Origin of the sequence: Chryseobacterium sp. CBSDS_008 (assembly GCF_049959325.1) — a bacterium.
Lineage (GTDB): Bacteria > Bacteroidota > Bacteroidia > Flavobacteriales > Weeksellaceae > Chryseobacterium.
Genome location: NZ_CP188202.1, coordinates 4,263,573 through 4,280,209, shown reverse-complemented (window position 1 = coordinate 4,280,209; position 16,637 = coordinate 4,263,573). Strand labels below are relative to the sequence as shown.

16 protein-coding genes are annotated in these 16,637 nt (G+C 37.7%); 14 read left to right on the top strand and 2 right to left on the bottom strand.

The genetic code is table 11. The annotated features are described in order from the left end of the window. Positions 1-62 precede the first annotated feature (62 nt). The 10 genes from ACP3T3_RS19430 to ACP3T3_RS19385 all read left to right on the top strand — a co-directional run bounded on the left by ACP3T3_RS19430 (position 63) and on the right by ACP3T3_RS19385 (position 10,796). On the top strand, positions 63-1,214 hold the full coding sequence (locus tag ACP3T3_RS19430; RefSeq protein WP_426477382.1) for a homogentisate 1,2-dioxygenase: 1,152 nt from the start codon (positions 63-65) through the stop codon (positions 1,212-1,214). Between the two features lie 426 nt (positions 1,215-1,640). After that, positions 1,641-3,149 (top strand): succinate CoA transferase, encoded by a 1,509-nt coding sequence (locus ACP3T3_RS19425; protein WP_426477381.1) that lies wholly within the window; start codon positions 1,641-1,643, stop codon positions 3,147-3,149. Positions 3,150-3,358: 209 nt separating this feature from the next. Continuing rightward, a complete protein-coding gene (locus tag ACP3T3_RS19420) occupies positions 3,359-4,633 on the top strand; it encodes an acetyl-CoA hydrolase/transferase family protein (RefSeq protein ID WP_426477380.1) in 1,275 nt (424 codons plus the stop codon). Between the two features lie 139 nt (positions 4,634-4,772). After that, complete coding sequence (locus ACP3T3_RS19415; RefSeq protein ID WP_426477379.1) at positions 4,773-5,564, top strand: hypothetical protein; 792 nt, start codon at positions 4,773-4,775, stop codon at positions 5,562-5,564. Between the two features lie 241 nt (positions 5,565-5,805). Beyond that, complete coding sequence (gene hppD, locus ACP3T3_RS19410) at positions 5,806-6,936, top strand: 4-hydroxyphenylpyruvate dioxygenase (protein ID WP_426477378.1); 1,131 nt, start codon at positions 5,806-5,808, stop codon at positions 6,934-6,936. A 68-nt stretch (positions 6,937-7,004) separates the two neighbouring features. Further along, entirely contained in the window at positions 7,005-7,466 is a 462-nt protein-coding gene (locus ACP3T3_RS19405) for a hypothetical protein (RefSeq protein ID WP_426477377.1), read from the top strand. 53 nt (positions 7,467-7,519) lie between these two features. Next, on the top strand, positions 7,520-8,767 hold the full coding sequence (fahA, locus tag ACP3T3_RS19400; protein WP_426477376.1) for a fumarylacetoacetase: 1,248 nt from the start codon (positions 7,520-7,522) through the stop codon (positions 8,765-8,767). A gap of 98 nt (positions 8,768-8,865) precedes the next feature. Next, positions 8,866-9,279 (top strand): GxxExxY protein, encoded by a 414-nt coding sequence (locus ACP3T3_RS19395; RefSeq protein WP_426477375.1) that lies wholly within the window; start codon positions 8,866-8,868, stop codon positions 9,277-9,279. 83 nt (positions 9,280-9,362) lie between these two features. Then, on the top strand, positions 9,363-10,184 hold the full coding sequence (locus ACP3T3_RS19390) for a flavin reductase family protein (protein WP_426477374.1): 822 nt from the start codon (positions 9,363-9,365) through the stop codon (positions 10,182-10,184). Between the two features lie 105 nt (positions 10,185-10,289). Then, the gene (locus ACP3T3_RS19385) at positions 10,290-10,796 is read left to right on the top strand and encodes a hypothetical protein (RefSeq protein WP_426477373.1); all 507 of its coding nucleotides are present in this window, start codon (positions 10,290-10,292) and stop codon (positions 10,794-10,796) included. 140 nt (positions 10,797-10,936) lie between these two features. Here the strand turns inward: ACP3T3_RS19385 and ACP3T3_RS19380 are convergent, their stop codons facing one another. Both ACP3T3_RS19380 and ACP3T3_RS19375 read right to left on the bottom strand, forming a co-directional pair. Beyond that, positions 10,937-11,353 (bottom strand): hypothetical protein, encoded by a 417-nt coding sequence (locus ACP3T3_RS19380; RefSeq protein ID WP_426477372.1) that lies wholly within the window; start codon positions 11,351-11,353, stop codon positions 10,937-10,939. Positions 11,354-11,402: 49 nt separating this feature from the next. Further along, positions 11,403-12,245: an alpha/beta hydrolase family protein gene (locus ACP3T3_RS19375; RefSeq protein WP_426477371.1), complete on the bottom strand. Its 843-nt coding sequence runs from the start codon at positions 12,243-12,245 to the stop codon at positions 11,403-11,405. Between the two features lie 137 nt (positions 12,246-12,382). Between ACP3T3_RS19375 and ACP3T3_RS19370 the strand changes: the two genes are divergently transcribed. The 4 genes from ACP3T3_RS19370 to ACP3T3_RS19355 all read left to right on the top strand — a co-directional run bounded on the left by ACP3T3_RS19370 (position 12,383) and on the right by ACP3T3_RS19355 (position 16,613). After that, positions 12,383-13,156, top strand: coding sequence for a HipA family kinase (locus ACP3T3_RS19370; RefSeq protein ID WP_426477370.1), 774 nt, complete (start codon positions 12,383-12,385; stop codon positions 13,154-13,156). Next, positions 13,143-13,526, top strand: a complete 384-nt coding sequence (locus ACP3T3_RS19365; protein WP_426477369.1) for a DUF3037 domain-containing protein — start codon at positions 13,143-13,145, stop codon at positions 13,524-13,526. Before ACP3T3_RS19370 ends, ACP3T3_RS19365 begins: the two co-directional genes overlap by 14 nt. 17 nt (positions 13,527-13,543) lie before the next feature. Continuing rightward, a complete protein-coding gene (locus tag ACP3T3_RS19360; protein ID WP_426477368.1) occupies positions 13,544-14,578 on the top strand; it encodes an alpha/beta hydrolase fold domain-containing protein in 1,035 nt (344 codons plus the stop codon). Positions 14,579-14,771: 193 nt separating this feature from the next. Beyond that, positions 14,772-16,613: a carbon starvation CstA family protein gene (locus tag ACP3T3_RS19355; protein WP_426477367.1), complete on the top strand. Its 1,842-nt coding sequence runs from the start codon at positions 14,772-14,774 to the stop codon at positions 16,611-16,613. Positions 16,614-16,637: the final 24 nt, after the last annotated feature.

Genomic DNA, 16,637 nt, shown 5'->3' with positions numbered 1-16,637 from the left:
AAATAGAAATCATTCAATTCATGAAAAATGATTAAATTTGAGAAACTACATATGAAAGTAAAATGAGATATCATCAATCGGGAAATATCCCACCAAAAAGACATACGATCTTTAAGTCTCCTGAAGATCAATTTTACTATGAGCAGCTTTTCGGTACAGAAGGCTTTCATGGTATTTCTTCTCTGTTGTATCATATCCACCGCCCTACACAGATCAAATCTATCGGTGAGCCGAAAGATGTTACTCCTAAAATCGCTGTGGAAAAAAATGTGGCTCCAAGAATGTTTAAGGGAATGAATGTAACTCCTGAAGACGATTTTATGGACAGCCGAAAGATCCTTTTAATGAACAACGACCTGAAAATGGGATTGGCCAAGCCAAGAAAATCGATGGATTATTTCTACAAAAATGCAGAATGTGATGAGCTTTTGTATGTTCATAACGGAACCGGAATTTTGAAAACATTTGTAGGAGATCTTGAATTCGTAACCGGAGATTACCTTATTATTCCGAGGGGAACGATCTATCAGGTGGAACTGAAGTCTGATGATACCGTTTTCTTTGTATTAGAAAGCCACTCTCCTATTTATACTCCGAAAAGATACAGAAACGAATTCGGGCAGCTATTGGAACATTCTCCGTTCTGTGAGAGAGATATGATTGCTCCTACTTACAAAGATCCTGTTGATGAAAAAGGAGAATTCCTAATCAAAGTAAAAAAAGAAAACCAGATTACAGATTTCATCTACGCTACACATCCGTTTGATGTCGTAGGCTGGGACGGATATTTTTATCCTTATAAATTCAATATTAAAAACTTCGAGCCGATTACCGGAAGAATTCATCAACCGCCACCGGTTCACCAGAATTTTGAAGGACACAATTTCGTAGTCTGCTCATTCTGTGCAAGAATGTATGATTATCATCCACAGGCTATTCCGGCACCTTACAATCACTCCAACATTGATTCTGATGAGGTATTATTCTACACAGAAGGTGATTTTATGAGCCGTAATCATATTGATATGATGGACTTTACCCTTCACCCGGGAGGAATTGTGCATGGGCCTCATCCAGGTGCTATGGAAAGAAGTATCGGAAAAAAATTCACAGAAGAATATGCCGTAATGGTAGATCCTTTCCGTCCTTTGAAAATTACAGAAGAAGCTTTAAAAGTAGAAGATCCTTCTTATAAAACTTCATGGTTGGAATAGTCTACTAAGAATTAAAACAATTTTAAACTTTATTATCAACCACAAAAGTCACAAAAGATCTAAATACTAAAGGTTTATAGGTGAGTCTTTATTAATTATAAAGAACACAAAAATTTTGAAAATCAAAGATTTTCCTCTAATGTGAACTTTATGCAGCACTAATACTGGCTTTTCTATTAAACCAAAGTGTTTACCCTAGCTTTTGTGACTTTTATGGTTAAAATTCAAATAGATTTATTTAATATTAAAAAAGTCTATAAGTTCATATTAAAAAAGTATTACTGAATACATACAAAAGAGGCTTTAAATCCTTTATTTAAAGCGTCTTTTTTCGTAAATTTGTGAAGTATGGTTAACATATTTAACCATCATTATTTTTCATGACGCATCCTAAGTAATGGTGGTTTAAAACAAAATCAATATTACATGTTAGAAAGAATCAGATTAGAAAGTCTACGCGAAAAAGTTACAACAGCTGAGAACGCTGTGAAAATAATTAAAGACGGTATGACCATCGGGTCCAGCGGCTTTACAAAAGCAGGTGACAGCAAAGCCATTTTACCGGCACTTGCAGAAAGAGGAAAAACAGAAAACCTGAAAGTCACTTTGATGACCGGAGCTTCATTGGGGCACGGTACCGACGGAAAGCTTGCAGAGGCCGATGTTTTGAAGAAAAGAATGCCATTTCAGGTAGATCCTATCTTAAGAAATAAGATCAATAACGGTGAAATTCTCTTCATCGACCAGCATTTAAGTGAAAGTGCCGAGCTTCTTCACACCAAAAATCTTCAGAGTATTGACGTAGCCATCATAGAAGCTGCGTATATTGAAAGAGACGGGAGCATTGTTCCAACCACTTCTGTAGGAAATTCAGTGACATTTGCAGCTTTGGCTAAAAAAGTGATTATTGAGATCAACACCGAAGTTCCTGAAGAGGTCTACGGAATTCATGATATATACCAGGCAGAAGATTATCCTTACAGAAATGTAATTCCTATTGTAGCTCCATGGAATAAAATCGGGAGAAAAAGTATTCCTGTTGATCCTGAAAAGATTGAAGCGATCGTTTTTACCAACCGTAAAGACAGCCCGGCAGATATTGCAGAACCGGACGAAAAAACAACAGCCATCGCCAAACACCTTCTTGCATTCTTTGAAAATGAAGTTCTTTTGGGGCGCCTTACTGACAGATTACTTCCGCTTCAGGCAGGCATTGGTAAGGTGGCGAATGCCGTTCTTACAGGATTCAAAGACAGTAATTTTTATGACCTGACGATGTTTTCCGAAGTTCTCCAGGACAGTACTTTTGACCTGATAGATTCCGGTAAGCTGAGCTTTGCTTCCGCATCTTCCATTACCGTTTCTCAGGAATGCTATGAAAGAGTCTTAGGAAACCTGTCAAAATATAAGGACAAATTTGTTTTAAGACCACAGAATATTTCCAATACTCCGGGATTGATCAGAAGATTAGGAGTAATTGCCATCAACACAGCCATTGAATTCGACATTTATGGAAACGTAAACTCTACCCATATCGGAGGAACAAAAATCATGAACGGAATCGGTGGTTCAGGAGATTTCGCAAGAAACGCCTATTTAAGTATTTTTGTAACTCAGGCAGCATCAAAAGGCAACAATATTTCCCACGTCCTTCCCATGGTTTCTCATACCGATCATACCGAACATGATGTAGACATTCTGGTAACGGATATCGGATTGGCAGACTTAAGAGGTTTAGCACCAAGAGAAAGAGCACAAAAGATTATTGACAACTGTGTTCACCCGGATTATAAAGAAGAATTGCAATCCTATTTCGACAGAGCATGCAAAAGAGGCGGCCACACTCCTCATTTGCTTGAAGAATCTTTCAGCTGGCATCTGAGATTCTCTGAAACCGGAAGCATGAAACAGAAAGCAGCTGTTGAAATCTGCTAAATCCTTCAAAATATAAATTAAAAGGACTGAATGCCAATGCATTTGGCCTTTTTCTTTTTAAATCACTTTTGCCTATTTATATGACAAAAGTCTGTACAATATCCATAAAATATTTATATGAAGATAAAATTATAAAGATTATCTTTGAAAGAAGAGAGGTATTTTATAAGGTGGAAAATACTCTTAACACCCTTTAAAAAAGATAAAATATGAATAATTATATCAGCGCAGAAGAAGCAATATATACGATAAAAAGCGGCAACCGTGTCTTTTTTCACGGCAGTGCCTGTACTCCGAATTATCTGATAGATGAACTGGCGAGACAGTCTAACCGGCTGCAAAATGTGGAAATGGTTTCCATTACCCAGCAGGGAAATGTGGAAATTGCAAAACCGGAGTACAAAGACAGTTTCTTCATCAATTCTTTATTTGTTTCCACTCCTGTGCGTGACGCGGTGAATTCTGACCGCGGAGACTTTGTTCCGGTATTTCTAAGTGAAATTCCCATCTTATTCAGAAAAAATATTTTACCTCTTGATGTCGCTATCGTCACCGTTTCTCCTCCGGACAGACATGGCTTCTGTACATTAGGAACCTCTGTAGATATTGCAAGAGCGGCTGTAGATACGGCGAAAATCATTGTTGCCATTGTCAATCCGAGAATGCCAAGAACCCATGGAGACGGAATGATCCACATCAGCAGAATCCATAAACTGGTATGGCATGAAGAGGAACTTCCCACAGTTGATTATGGATCCAAAGTAGGTACTGAAGAAATGTTGGTAGGAAAAAATGTAGCTGAGCTGATTGAAGACAGATCTACCCTTCAGATGGGAATCGGAACCATTCCGGATGCCGTTCTGAAATGCCTTACGAACCACAAAGATCTCGGAATTCATACTGAAATGCTGAGTGACGGTGTTATTGACCTGATTCAGAATGATGTGATCAACAACAAATACAAAGGCTATAACGATAATAAAACCATTACAAGCTTCTGCTTTGGTACGAGAAAACTTTATGATTATGTGGATGATAACACCGTATTTGCTTTCAGAGACGTGAGTGAAGTGAATTTCCCTATCAATATCATGAGAAACAAAAAAATGGTAGCCATCAATTCTGCCATTGAAATAGATCTTACAGGACAGGTATGTGCCGATTCTATAGGAACCATGCAATATAGCGGCATCGGGGGACAAATGGACTTTATGCGCGGGGCAGCGTTAAGTGACAACGGAAAACCTATCATTGCCATTACCGCCAGAACAAAAAAAGGAATCTCCAGAATTGTTCCTTTCCTTAAACAGGGTGCGGGTGTGGTAACAACAAGAGGACACATTCATTACGTAGTTACTGAATACGGAACGGCTTACCTGTACGGAAAAAACCTTCGCCAGCGGGCACAGGAGCTCATCAGCATAGCTCATCCGGACGACAGGGAAATGCTGGAGCGTGCTGCTTTTGAGAGGTTTAAACATTGAGAATCAAACCATAAAGGTCTCAAAACTGTTTATCAGACTAATGCTTAAAAACAAATTTTGAACTTATCACCATAGAATGATAAAAAAACATTAATATTTTGGCAGTATATTTGATAAAACTCATTCAAAAACAAGGAAATTGAAAACTATATATAATTCGATACGAGAAGAAGTTGTAAAGCATTCGAAAGTAAGGAATTCTGTTTTGGGGAATGTGAATGAATGGAAGAGAAGCCATTATATTATTCTATCCGAAATTATTAAAGAGGAACTTTCCGGAGCAGAGGAACTGAAAGGGGGGAAAAAATTTGAAATTGGAAATACTATTTCCCATGTTACCCTGCAGCGATTCTTTGAAAATGATTACCAGGACAAAACCCACAATGATCTCAGATTTTTAAAGACGTTGGATAAAATCTGCATCTTCTTAGGATATAAAGACCTTAATGATTACATCCTTACAGTCAGATACAGGAAAGAGGATGATGAAGAAACTGATGGTCACTCCTATCTTACTCAAATGGTGTATGATTACTGTGCTGCAGCTTTTGAATTTTATAAGCTGTTCCCTACCCATAATACTGAACTTTTAAAAGGTCTGGTATTCGAGGATTCCCCTTTTCTGGAACGAGCCTCATTATTCAGTAAAGAGTTGTGTGATAAAGATTTTCACCTGGTTACTAAAAATAACAGATCCAATTATGAGGTTTTTGATATTCATGTCGTTACCGATGAACCGGATAAAAAAATCCTGGAATCCCAGGAGTTCTGGAATCTTCTGTTTAAGGTAGGCGAAACCGGAGAAGAACATTTTGTGAATCAGCTGAGTACTCAGATCTATTTTATCCGAAAAATAAATGATACCTGGAAGATATGGGACAATTACAATCCCGATGCCGGAATGCTCAACAGAAAAATTGAAACCGTATAACCCATAAGAAAGCCGCAGACAGTATCTGCGGCTTTCATGTTTCGAAATATTTCTTTCTTCACTTGTCTTTTGTATTACAAATGTATGCAGACGATTTTAACCGCAGGAAACTTAAATATACTTAAGTAAACTCTTCTTTAACCTTGTGTTAAATATATTCAATGAATCGGGCGTAATATTTTTGCAATGTCTAAGTTTTTTGTAATTTGCATACCAATAAAATAAAAGTAAAAGAGAAAATATGTCAACACTTACATTTGCCGAGAAAATAGCTCAAGCAGAAAATTTCTTGCCGATTAACGGTACAGATTACATTGAGTTTTATGTAGGAAATGCAAAACAGGCTGCCCACTATTACAAAACCGCTTTCGGTTTTCAGTCTGTAGCTTATGCGGGTCCTGAAACAGGAGTGAGAGACCGTGCATCTTATGTGCTTCAACAAGGAAAAATCAGATTGGTATTAACAACAGGCCTTAAGTCTGATTCTCCTATCAGCGAACACGTAAAAAAACATGGTGACGGAGTAAAAATTTTGGCACTTTGGGTAGATGACGCTTATGCAGCTTTCGAAGAAACAACTAAAAGAGGTGGAAAGCCCTATTTAGAGCCTGTAACATTAACTGATGAACAAGGTGAAGTAAGAATGTCCGGTATCTATACCTATGGGGAAACCGTTCACATGTTTGTAGAAAGAAAAAATTATAACGGAGCTTTCATGCCTGGTTATGAAAAGTGGGAAAGTGATTATAAGCCTGAAGAAGCAGGTTTATTATATGTAGACCACTGTGTAGGAAATGTTGACTGGAACAGAATGATCCCGACAGTAGAATGGTATGAGAAGGTAATGGGATTTGTAAACATCCTTTCTTTTGATGATAAGCAGATCAACACAGAATATTCTGCATTGATGTCTAAAGTAATGTCAAACGGAAACGGATATGCAAAATTCCCTATTAACGAGCCTGCAGAAGGCAAAAAGAAATCTCAGGTAGAAGAATATCTTGATTTCTACGAAGGAGAAGGAGTACAGCATATCGCTGTGGCTACGAAAGATATTGTCCACACCGTAACTGAATTAAAAAAACGTGGTGTAGAGTTCCTTTCTGCTCCACCGGAAGCATATTACGACATGGTTCCTGAAAGAGTAGGCCATATTGATGAAGATCTTAAAAAACTTCAGGAGTTAGGTATACTTATTGATCATGATGAAGAAGGCTACTTATTACAGATCTTTACAAAGCCTGTAGAAGACCGCCCTACTCTATTCTTCGAAATCATTGAAAGACACGGTGCACAGAGTTTTGGTGCCGGAAATTTCAAAGCGTTGTTCGAAGCATTAGAAAGAGAGCAGGAAAGAAGAGGTAATCTTTAATTTTACACTAAAATATAAGTTTTGTCAGAATCAGTATTCTGGCAAAACTTTTTTATAAAACACAGTATATGAGAAAACTTTTAATCGGGTTTTTCCTTCTGGGAACATTAGGGCTGAAAGCTCAGTATGGAGCTTTGAATGAAATCCTTAACCGACTTGAACAAAGAAAAGGCATCAATCAGCATCTTGAGAATGTAAATATTGACAACAAAAAGTTCATTTTCATTAAAGATGAAGCCGATCATACAGAGAGGGACTTTATTATTATCAAAGGAAATAATGCCACTTATGTAGAAGTTTTCGATGATAAAGCTACAGGAGAAAGCAGTTCCAATGTTTTTACCGGTGATATCATCAGGAAAAAAAATATTATTTCTTTACGGGCAGATATGCTTGAAAATAAAAAAATCCCAATGCCTGTCACAAAGACCTTATTGCTGACCCAGCAGGATAATATTCTGTACCTCATTGATGTCAATACCAGAGACAGATGGATAGATGAAACATCCTACTCAAAAAAGGCAAAATAAATGTTCCGGGGAAATTCTCCGGATGATATTAAATCTAACTAAAATCTAAACTTATGAAATCATTTGTAGACTATTCCTCAAATTCAGATTTTTCTATACACAATATTCCTTTCGGAGTCGCAGTTTTTAACAAAGAATACATCGGATGCTGTACAAGAATCGGAGATCAGGTAATTGATCTTGCAACATTGTATGATCTTGGATATTTTGAAGATATTGAAGGATTGGACGACAATGTTTTTGAAGCATATACCATCAACGAATTTATTGAACTGGGAAAACCGGTTACCAACGCTGTTCGTACCAGAATCCAGGCTTTATTGCAGGAAGGCTCTATTTTATCAAAAGATCAGAAAACGATTGAAGATGCTTTTTATGACCTGGATAAGGTAAAAATGATGATGCCCGTTCACATCCCGAACTACACAGACTTCTACAGCAGTATCGAACATGCTACCAACGTAGGAAAAATGTTCCGTGATCCTGAAAACGCTTTGTTACCCAACTGGAAACATTTACCGGTAGGTTACCACGGAAGAGCTTCTTCAATTGTAGTATCCGGAACAGAAATCAACCGCCCGAAAGGCCAGATGAAACCTGCAGATGCAGATAAGCCTGTTTTCGGTCCATGCAAACAACTGGATTTCGAACTGGAAATGGCTTTCATCATCAACAAAAATACGGAGATGGGCGAAAGTATCTCTACTAAAGACGCTGAAGATGCCATCTTCGGAATGGTAGTATTCAACGACTGGTCTGCAAGAGATATCCAATCCTGGGAATATGTTCCGCTAGGACCATTCCTTGCGAAGAACTTCGGCTCATCCATTTCTCCATGGGTAGTTACCCTTGAAGCTCTGGAACCATTCAGAACCGCTTCTCCTGTACAGGATCCTGAAGTTTTGGATTATTTAAAATTTGAAGGTGATAAAAACTATGATATCAACCTTGAAGTATATATCCAGCCTGAAAACGGAGATCAAAACCTCATCTGCGAAAGCAATTACAAGCACATGTACTGGAATATGACCCAGCAACTGGCTCACCACACCGTAAACGGCTGTAACTTGGAGGTTGGTGATATGTACGCCAGCGGTACCATTTCAGGAAGTGATCCCAAATCTTTTGGTTCTATGCTTGAGCTTACATGGAGAGGACAAAATCCTTTATCATTAAGCAACGGCGAAGAGAGAAAATTCATTGAAGATAATGATACGGTAACTATGAAGGCTTGGGCTGAAAAAGATGGAGTAAGGGTAGGTTTCGGAGAAGTTTCCGGCAAAATTATTCCAACGCTTTAATAATTATTTAAACACTTTAGTTTTTAAAGTTATATGATAATGGTAAAATTAAGTTCACTTTAGCTTTTGAAAATCTACGATTTTCGTTTTCTTGTATTATGATAACTCAAAAATTGGTTAATGACCTATCTTACAAAATCGTTGGAGCTTGTATAGAAGTACATAAACTGGCAGGTCCTGGCCTGTATGAAGAGATTTATCATCAATGTTTAGAAAGAGAGTTTGATCTATTAGGTTTAAATTATCGAAGTGAGCTTGAAATACCATTTTTATATAAAGGAAGTCATATAGACTGTAAAGTAAAATGTGATTTTTTGATTGAAGAATTAATTGTTCTTGAATTAAAGTCAGTTACTGAAATTCATCAGATCCATAAAGCTCAGACTATGAATTATATGAATCTTTTAAAAGTACCCCGTTCAATCTTGGTTAATTTCAATGTCACAAACCTCTATCATGAAGGCTGTGAATTCTTTGCTTCTAAAATATTTAAAGCGCTCCCAAAAGAATGAAAATCGTAGATTTTCAAACTTAAGTGCTCTTCGTTAAACAGCATTAGAAATAACTAAAATAACTTAAGTGTTAAAAAGAAAATATGAAAACAGTAATCCCCTCTGAAATAACCTCCGTACAGCTGCAGACCATTATGCAAACGGCCGTTTCACCACGCCCCATTGCTTTGGCTTCTACAGTGGATAAAGACGGTAATAATAACTTATCTCCGTTCAGTTTTTTTAATATGTTCAGTACAGTTCCTCCGATTCTGATCTTTTCACCATCGAGGAGGGTACGTGACAATACCACAAAACATACCCTGGAAAATGTTCTTGAAATACCTGAAGTGGTGATCGGAACAGTAAATTTTCCGATTGTACAGCAGATCTCTTTGGCTTCTACAGAATACGAAACCGGAGTGAATGAATTTATCAAATCCGGTCTTACCATGAAAGATGCAGATCTTGTACAGCCGAAACTGATTGAAGAATGCCCTGTTAATTTTGAATGTAAAGTGTTAGAGGTAAAATCATTGGGAGATCAGGGTGGTGCCGGAAATCTCGTGATCTGTGAGGTTCAGAAAATCCATATCAGGGAAGAATATCTGAATGAAGCCGGTAACCTGGATCAGAAAAAACTGGATATGGTAGCCCGTTTAGGCAGCAACTGGTATTCCAGAAGTAATGAAAACAGTCTTTTTGAAGTGCCGAAACCTTTGGTCACAAAAGGAATAGGCTTTGATTTGTTACCGGATGCCATAAAATACAGCAGAGTATTTACAGGAAATGACCTCGGAATGCTTGCCAATACGGAAGTATTACCTGCCGGAGACTTTCATGCCGATGAAAATATCCATCTTGATGCCCAGAAATTACTTCTGGAAAGCAAAATTGAAGAAGCCTGGAAGATTTTAATTAAATAGACTGAATTTATTGATGAAAAAATACATCTTCTTCCTTTTTCTCTAATCACATTACAATCATGTTATTATCCTGTAAAAAAAGATTATGGGATTTACAGCAAGTCATTGGTATTTTCGAAGGACAAAAAGTGGCTGATTAACAACATCAAAACCGATGTAGATTCGCATCACCGGGAAATGATGAGCAAAGAAGCATTTCAACTATTCCAGGATTTAAGCAATGGTAAAGCCTTTGACTTAAAAATGGCAAAAGCAGAAAATCTCATTCAGAATAGCATTCCTTTTGAGCCAGAAATTGAAGATCTTGAAACACTGAAAAACAACTCTGATTTTAATTTTCTGGTAAACATTTACACCATGAAAGTGCGAAACGGTTTAGACAGCTCAATTGGAACGCAGTATGAATATAAGAAAAATGAAACTTTTGCAATGATGGATGTTTATGATATCAGCACTATGAAGAAAATATATTCACTCAAAGCATATTCAGAAGTTTCGGTGGAGAAAGATCAAAAGGTGACTATCTTCGATCCTTCAACAGAAATGATGACTATGAAAAACTTTCGAAGTCTTTTAAAGGCTGTTAAAAAAAACGCTGTTAAAACGAACTAAAGATATCTATTGATAACCAATAATAAAAGGAGTGATACTTTCACTCCTTTTTTATTATTTGGATTTAAGCGATTCTGAAACCGCAATTTTTCCTTTTTCAGCAAATTCTGTTGCTTTACCGTTTTTATCAATAGAAACGTTTAGATATCATTTTTAGCATCGTAGTAAATGCTTGTAGCATATCCCGGGCAATCGTGCTGTTTGCATCCAGTCAGTTTATAGATTCCGTTTTCTGATGCAACAGGACTTTCTACGTTGAAATTCTTTACCATTTCATCATACTGAGCACCAGTAAGTTTTTTCAGCCTTTCTGAAATACCTTTATCTTCAAAGAATTTGATATCATGAGGATATTTCCCAACGTTTTTGGTAATAACATTATCCGGAGCAGAAGGAACTGCAGTTGCTGCTGAATCTGTTTTTGGAGTTGTTACGGAATCCTTAGGCATTACGGTTGCCAAAGTATCACTGCTTACAGAAGATTCTGTTTTTGCTTCTTTTTTACATGAAACAACACATAGTGAAAGCGCAAATGCGCCTGCAATAATCTTTTTCATACTTATACGGTTATGGTGGTTAATGTATAATAACGTAGTTTTAAACGTTTTATTTCAATTTTTCTTTGATAAAATCAATACATTTTTCAGTTACAGCATGCAGATCTTTTGGCAAATCATCTTCTGTCCAGGGCTCTTTTGCTCCGAAAGTATGGTTGGCATTTTCAATCAGAAACAGTTCAGAATTCGGGTGCAGAACATGAAGATGTTCCGCCTGTTTTACTTCTACCGCTTCATCCTCAGTTCCATGAATAATGAGCATATGTGCCTTAGCCATTTCCGTAGCCCGCTCTACATCAAAACGGAGGATATTTTGTTCATAATCTTCATAAAACTGGTAATAATGAGGCATTTCCTGGTGGGTACGTCCGTTCAAAGCATAATATACTCCACTTCCCTTCCAGTTCTCAAAAGCTTCTCCTTTGGGAAAACGGTCTAAAGTATCTACGCTTGCCAAGGTAATCAGTCCATTGATTCTTTCGTCTTCAAAAGTTTTGATAATAGAAATTCCTCCTCCCCTGCTGTGTCCTATCAGAACTATCTTTTCAGCATCTACCTGCGGATCTTTACTAAAGTGATCTATCACCACTCCAAGATCAGAAATCTCTTTGGAATAATTATTATGGCCAAAAGCTTCAAGGTCTTTAAAGTTGGACGGATTCTCAATCGTAGTTCCGTTATGCGAAAAATTAAATTTGACGAATAAAAAACCTGCTTCAGCAAACTTTTCAGCCATCAGATTCCATGCTCCCCAATCTTTATAGCCTTTATAGCCGTGAACAAATATCACTAAAGGAAGTTTCTGCTTACCATCCTGATAAAAAGCATCGGCAAGAAAACTTTTGGTTTCTTTATTTTCTAAGAGTATATTTTTTTCACTAATCAGGTTCATAAATAGATATTCTTTGTATTTGAGGTATTATTTGAAATGGAAATTTATGAAAAAAACTCTGTTTTCCAGTTCTTCATTCCCTATTTCTTTTATCAAAGCCACGCTGAAGTTTATAAAAATAGCCTTATTTTTGCTTCATGCAGAATTTAAGAACGGTAACCGTGATGCGTTACATTCTGCCCCTGAGAGAAGGAGGATCTCTTCCGGCGCTGGCAGAAGCTGATGATGATTTCAAATATGTATTAAAATTCCGTGGTGCAGGCCATGGAGTGAAAATGCTGATCTCTGAACTTTTGGGCGGAAAGATTACTGAGGCATTGGGACTTAAAATTCCTGAACTTGTTTTTGTTAATCTCGATGCTGATTTCGGAAGAACGGAAGCCGATGAGGAAATTCAGGATCTTCTGAAGTTTTCTGAAGGCCTGAATCTGGGACTGCATTATCTTTCCGGTTCCATTACATATGATCCGGGCGTAAGCGTTGATCCTCTTCTGGCTTCAAAAATAGTATGGCTGGATGCATTTATTACCAATATTGACCGTACTTTTAAAAATACAAATATGCTGATGTGGCATAAGGAACTTTGGATCATTGACAATGGGGCTTCCTTCTATTTCCACCACTCATGGCAGAATTTTGATGCGGCAGCAAAGACACCTTTCAAATATGTGAAAGACCATGTTCTTCTTCCAAAAGCAAAAATGATTGACGAAGCAGATCAGTTTGCCCATGAAGTACTGAATGAAACCTTATTCAGGGAAATTGTCAATATGATTCCTGAAGACTGGTTACAGTGGAATGATGCTGATGAAACGCCTGATGAAATCCGTGAGATCTATTTTCAGTTTCTGAAAACCAGATTAGAACATTCTCAAATCTTTGTAAACGAAGCCAAAAATGCAAGAGGATAAAATATATGAATATGCGGTAATACGCCTGGTGCCTAAAGTTGAAAGAGAAGAATTTTTCAATATCGGGCTGGTGATGTTTTCTAAAAAAGAAAAATTCATCAGGGTGGAATTTTATTTGTGTCCGGATAAATTCAAACTGATGCACAGCAAGCTGGATTATGATGATATTATCCAAAACCTGGAAAGTTTTCAGAAGATTGCCAACGGTGATAAAGAAGGCGGCCCTATTGCTTTTCTGGATATTCCGGAACGCTTCCGGTGGCTTACAGCGGTAAGAAGTTCTGTGGTACAGACTTCGAGACCTCATCCCGGAAAATCAAAGGATCTGAATGCTACTTTTGGTAAGCTTTTTGAGGAGTTAGTAAAATAACACCTTAAATTTTTACTATGAATTCACACATCAACAATATATCAATACACAGGTTTTTTACAAGCCTGTTTTTTGTTTCATTATTAAGCTTTATCAATTTATTTTATTCACAAGACTTAGCCCAAATTCCGGTAAAAGCTCCACGTGTAAAAAGTACATTACTTCCTGAAATGGCCAATATATCAGAAGATATCGTATACAAAGCCAACAGAAAAGGGAAACCCCTTGTTCTTGATCTGTATACTCCTAAAGATATTACTGTTGAAAAGCTTCCGGTATTGATCTACGTCCACGGTGGCGGATGGATAGAAGGTGACAAGATTGTGAGTGCCGATAATTATCTTGAAACGACCATTGTAAAATTGTTGGCAAAACAATATGCTGTCATTAGTATCAACTATACGCTTCTGAGTGACAGTATCCATTTTCCGCTGCCTTTGGAAGACACCAAAGATGCGGTAAGATGGGTAAGAAAAAATGCAGTAAAATATCATTTTGACACCGATAATATTGGTCTGTTCGGGGCTTCAGCCGGAGCTCATCTTTCTCTGCTGGCTGCCTACACTCCGGATAGCTCCTACGTAGGAAGTCCGGAACTTTCGTCTTATTCTGCGAAGGTAAATTATGTAATTGATCATTATGGACCTGCAGACCTCAACAAGCTTTTTCATACAAGATTAGGAACAATACCGGTATCCATGATCGGATTAATGTCCAAAAAAATTGTCGGCTTACAGGAAAATCTTGTAAAGGGAATTTCCGGATATGACATCAGAAAAGATCAGGACAGGTCTATAGAATATCTTAAAACTCTATCGCCGGTATATTTTGTTTCGGGAGGAGTTCCTACTTTAATTATGCAGGGAAATAAAGATAAAGTTGTTCCTTTAAGCCAGTCGAAAAAGCTTCACAGAAAATTAAACAGGGCCAACATACAGAACTCCCTGATTATCGTTGACGGTGGTGTACATGGTTTTGGCACTACGGATAAAGCTTATCTGGACCAACTTACGAATCAGATGGTGGATTTCGTTCTTTCACAGAAGAAATAATACATAGCAAGCTATTTAAAATAACACAAAACACTATAAACCAATACAATAAAACATATAACAATAAGAAATTTGCTAGATTGATATATATATTGGTATTTTTTATTTGAGAATTAATTACCTTGACTATTGTTTAAATTATCGACAATAAAAACACCAATAATTTAATTTTATATCAATAAAAACAAGCAATATGGATTCACTAAACAATATCAATGCGCTTACCCTCATATTTGCATCTGTTCTTATTTTTGCAATAGCTTACCGGTTCTATGGTATTTTCATTGCTAATAAAGTTCTCCGGCTTAATGATCAAAATGTGACTCCTGCTGTAGAATTTGCAGATGGAAAAGATTATGTCGCTACCAATAAAAATGTGCTGTTCGGGCATCACTTTGCGGCTATTGCGGCTGCCGGTCCATTGGTGGGGCCTGTTCTTGCCGCACAGTTCGGATATCTTCCCGGCGCCTTATGGATTCTCATAGGATGTGTATTAGGCGGCGGAGTCCATGATATGGTCGTACTTTTTGCTTCAGTAAGACATAAAGGGCAGAGTCTTGCGACTATTGCTTCTAAAGAAATCGGAAAAACAACAGGAACGGTAGCAGGATTTGCCATCCTTTTTATTTTGATTCTCACTTTGGCAGGGTTGTCTCTGGCCTGTATTAATGCGATGCACGAAGCTTCGTGGTCTCTTTTTACCGTTGTGATCACTATGCCAATTGCGATCATTATGGGACTGATTATGCGGTATAAAAATAACAGTGTTCTGTTTGCGAGTATCTTAGGCGGTATTCTTCTGATTGCCGGGATCATCGGAGGGCACAGCCTGATGCAGAATCCTACAATGAATAATTTATTCTCGTGGGATATTAAAACGATTTCTATTGCAATTCCTCTGTATGGATTTATTGCTTCCGTGCTACCGGTATGGCTTCTTTTAGTTCCGAGAGATTACCTTTCAACTTATTTAAAGATAGGAACTATTATTATGCTGGCTATCGGGGTTATTGTCATCCATCCTACTATACAAATGCCTGCTATTACAGCTTTTGTTAACGGTGGCGGCCCTATCATTGGTGGCCCTGTACTCCCTTTTATCTTCATTGTGATTGCCTGTGGAGCGATTTCCGGATTCCATGCGGTGATTGCTACGGGAACAACTCCGAAGATGCTTAATAAAGAAAGAGAAATTCTTTTCGTAGGCTATGGAGCTATGCTTGTAGAAGGATTTGTAGCATTAATGGCACTTATTGCTGCCTGCACATTGATGCCTGGTGATTATTTTGCGATCAACACTCCAAAAGAAGCCTATGATTCTTTCCTTGCAGCACATCCATCCTTACACGGTGTAGATATTGATTATTATTCACAAAAGATAGGTATTGATCTGTATGGAAGAACCGGAGGTGCTGTATCGCTGGCTGTGGGAATGGCTCATATTTTCAACAAAATTCCGTACATGGATCAGCTGACCGCTTACTGGTATAATTTTGCGATTATGTTTGAAGCCGTATTTATTCTTACGGCTATTGATGCAGGAACAAGAGTCGGGCGTTTCTTTTTACAGGAAATGCTGGGATCTGTTGTTCCAAAGTTTAATGATAAAAACTGGATTCCGGGAATTATCATCAGCAGTCTTCTTTTCACTTTTGCCTGGGGATACCTGGTGTATACCGGAAATGTAAACAGCATCTGGCCGTTATTCGGAATCAGCAATCAGCTGCTTGCGGCCTGCGGACTTATTGTCTGTACAACAATGCTAATCAGGATGAACAAGGGAAAATATGCTTTATGCTCAGCTGTTCCGGGTGTTTTTATGGCTGGAATTACCTTTTGGGCAGGTTATATTCAGGTAACAGCTATCTATATTCCGAAAGGACAGTATTTACTGGCTGCCCTGGCAGTAACGGCAATGGTTCTGATGCTTATCGTATTCATAGGAGCTTTCAGGAAATGGTATCAGCTTCTTCAGATCAACAAAACCGGGATTGATCATTATGGTGAACCTGTGAAGGAGCTTGTAGAAAGATAAGATTCATGTTATTCATAAAGAAAA

Bases quoted from the DNA above. Each gene is read 5' to 3' on its own strand.
- ACP3T3_RS19430 (WP_426477382.1), top strand. From the start codon at position 63: ATGAGATATCATCAATCGGGAAATATCCCACCAAAAAGACATACGATC.
- ACP3T3_RS19425 (WP_426477381.1), top strand. From the start codon at position 1,641: ATGTTAGAAAGAATCAGATTAGAAAGTCTACGCGAAAAAGTTACAACA.
- ACP3T3_RS19420 (WP_426477380.1), top strand. From the start codon at position 3,359: ATGAATAATTATATCAGCGCAGAAGAAGCAATATATACGATAAAAAGC.
- hppD (WP_426477378.1), top strand. From the start codon at position 5,806: ATGTCAACACTTACATTTGCCGAGAAAATAGCTCAAGCAGAAAATTTC.
- ACP3T3_RS19405 (WP_426477377.1), top strand. From the start codon at position 7,005: ATGAGAAAACTTTTAATCGGGTTTTTCCTTCTGGGAACATTAGGGCTG.
- fahA (WP_426477376.1), top strand. From the start codon at position 7,520: ATGAAATCATTTGTAGACTATTCCTCAAATTCAGATTTTTCTATACAC.
- ACP3T3_RS19395 (WP_426477375.1), top strand. From the start codon at position 8,866: ATGATAACTCAAAAATTGGTTAATGACCTATCTTACAAAATCGTTGGA.
- ACP3T3_RS19390 (WP_426477374.1), top strand. From the start codon at position 9,363: ATGAAAACAGTAATCCCCTCTGAAATAACCTCCGTACAGCTGCAGACC.
- ACP3T3_RS19380 (WP_426477372.1), bottom strand. From the start codon at position 11,353: ATGAAAAAGATTATTGCAGGCGCATTTGCGCTTTCACTATGTGTTGTT.
- ACP3T3_RS19375 (WP_426477371.1), bottom strand. From the start codon at position 12,245: ATGAACCTGATTAGTGAAAAAAATATACTCTTAGAAAATAAAGAAACC.
- ACP3T3_RS19370 (WP_426477370.1), top strand. From the start codon at position 12,383: ATGCAGAATTTAAGAACGGTAACCGTGATGCGTTACATTCTGCCCCTG.
- ACP3T3_RS19365 (WP_426477369.1), top strand. From the start codon at position 13,143: ATGCAAGAGGATAAAATATATGAATATGCGGTAATACGCCTGGTGCCT.
- ACP3T3_RS19360 (WP_426477368.1), top strand. From the start codon at position 13,544: ATGAATTCACACATCAACAATATATCAATACACAGGTTTTTTACAAGC.
- ACP3T3_RS19355 (WP_426477367.1), top strand. From the start codon at position 14,772: ATGGATTCACTAAACAATATCAATGCGCTTACCCTCATATTTGCATCT.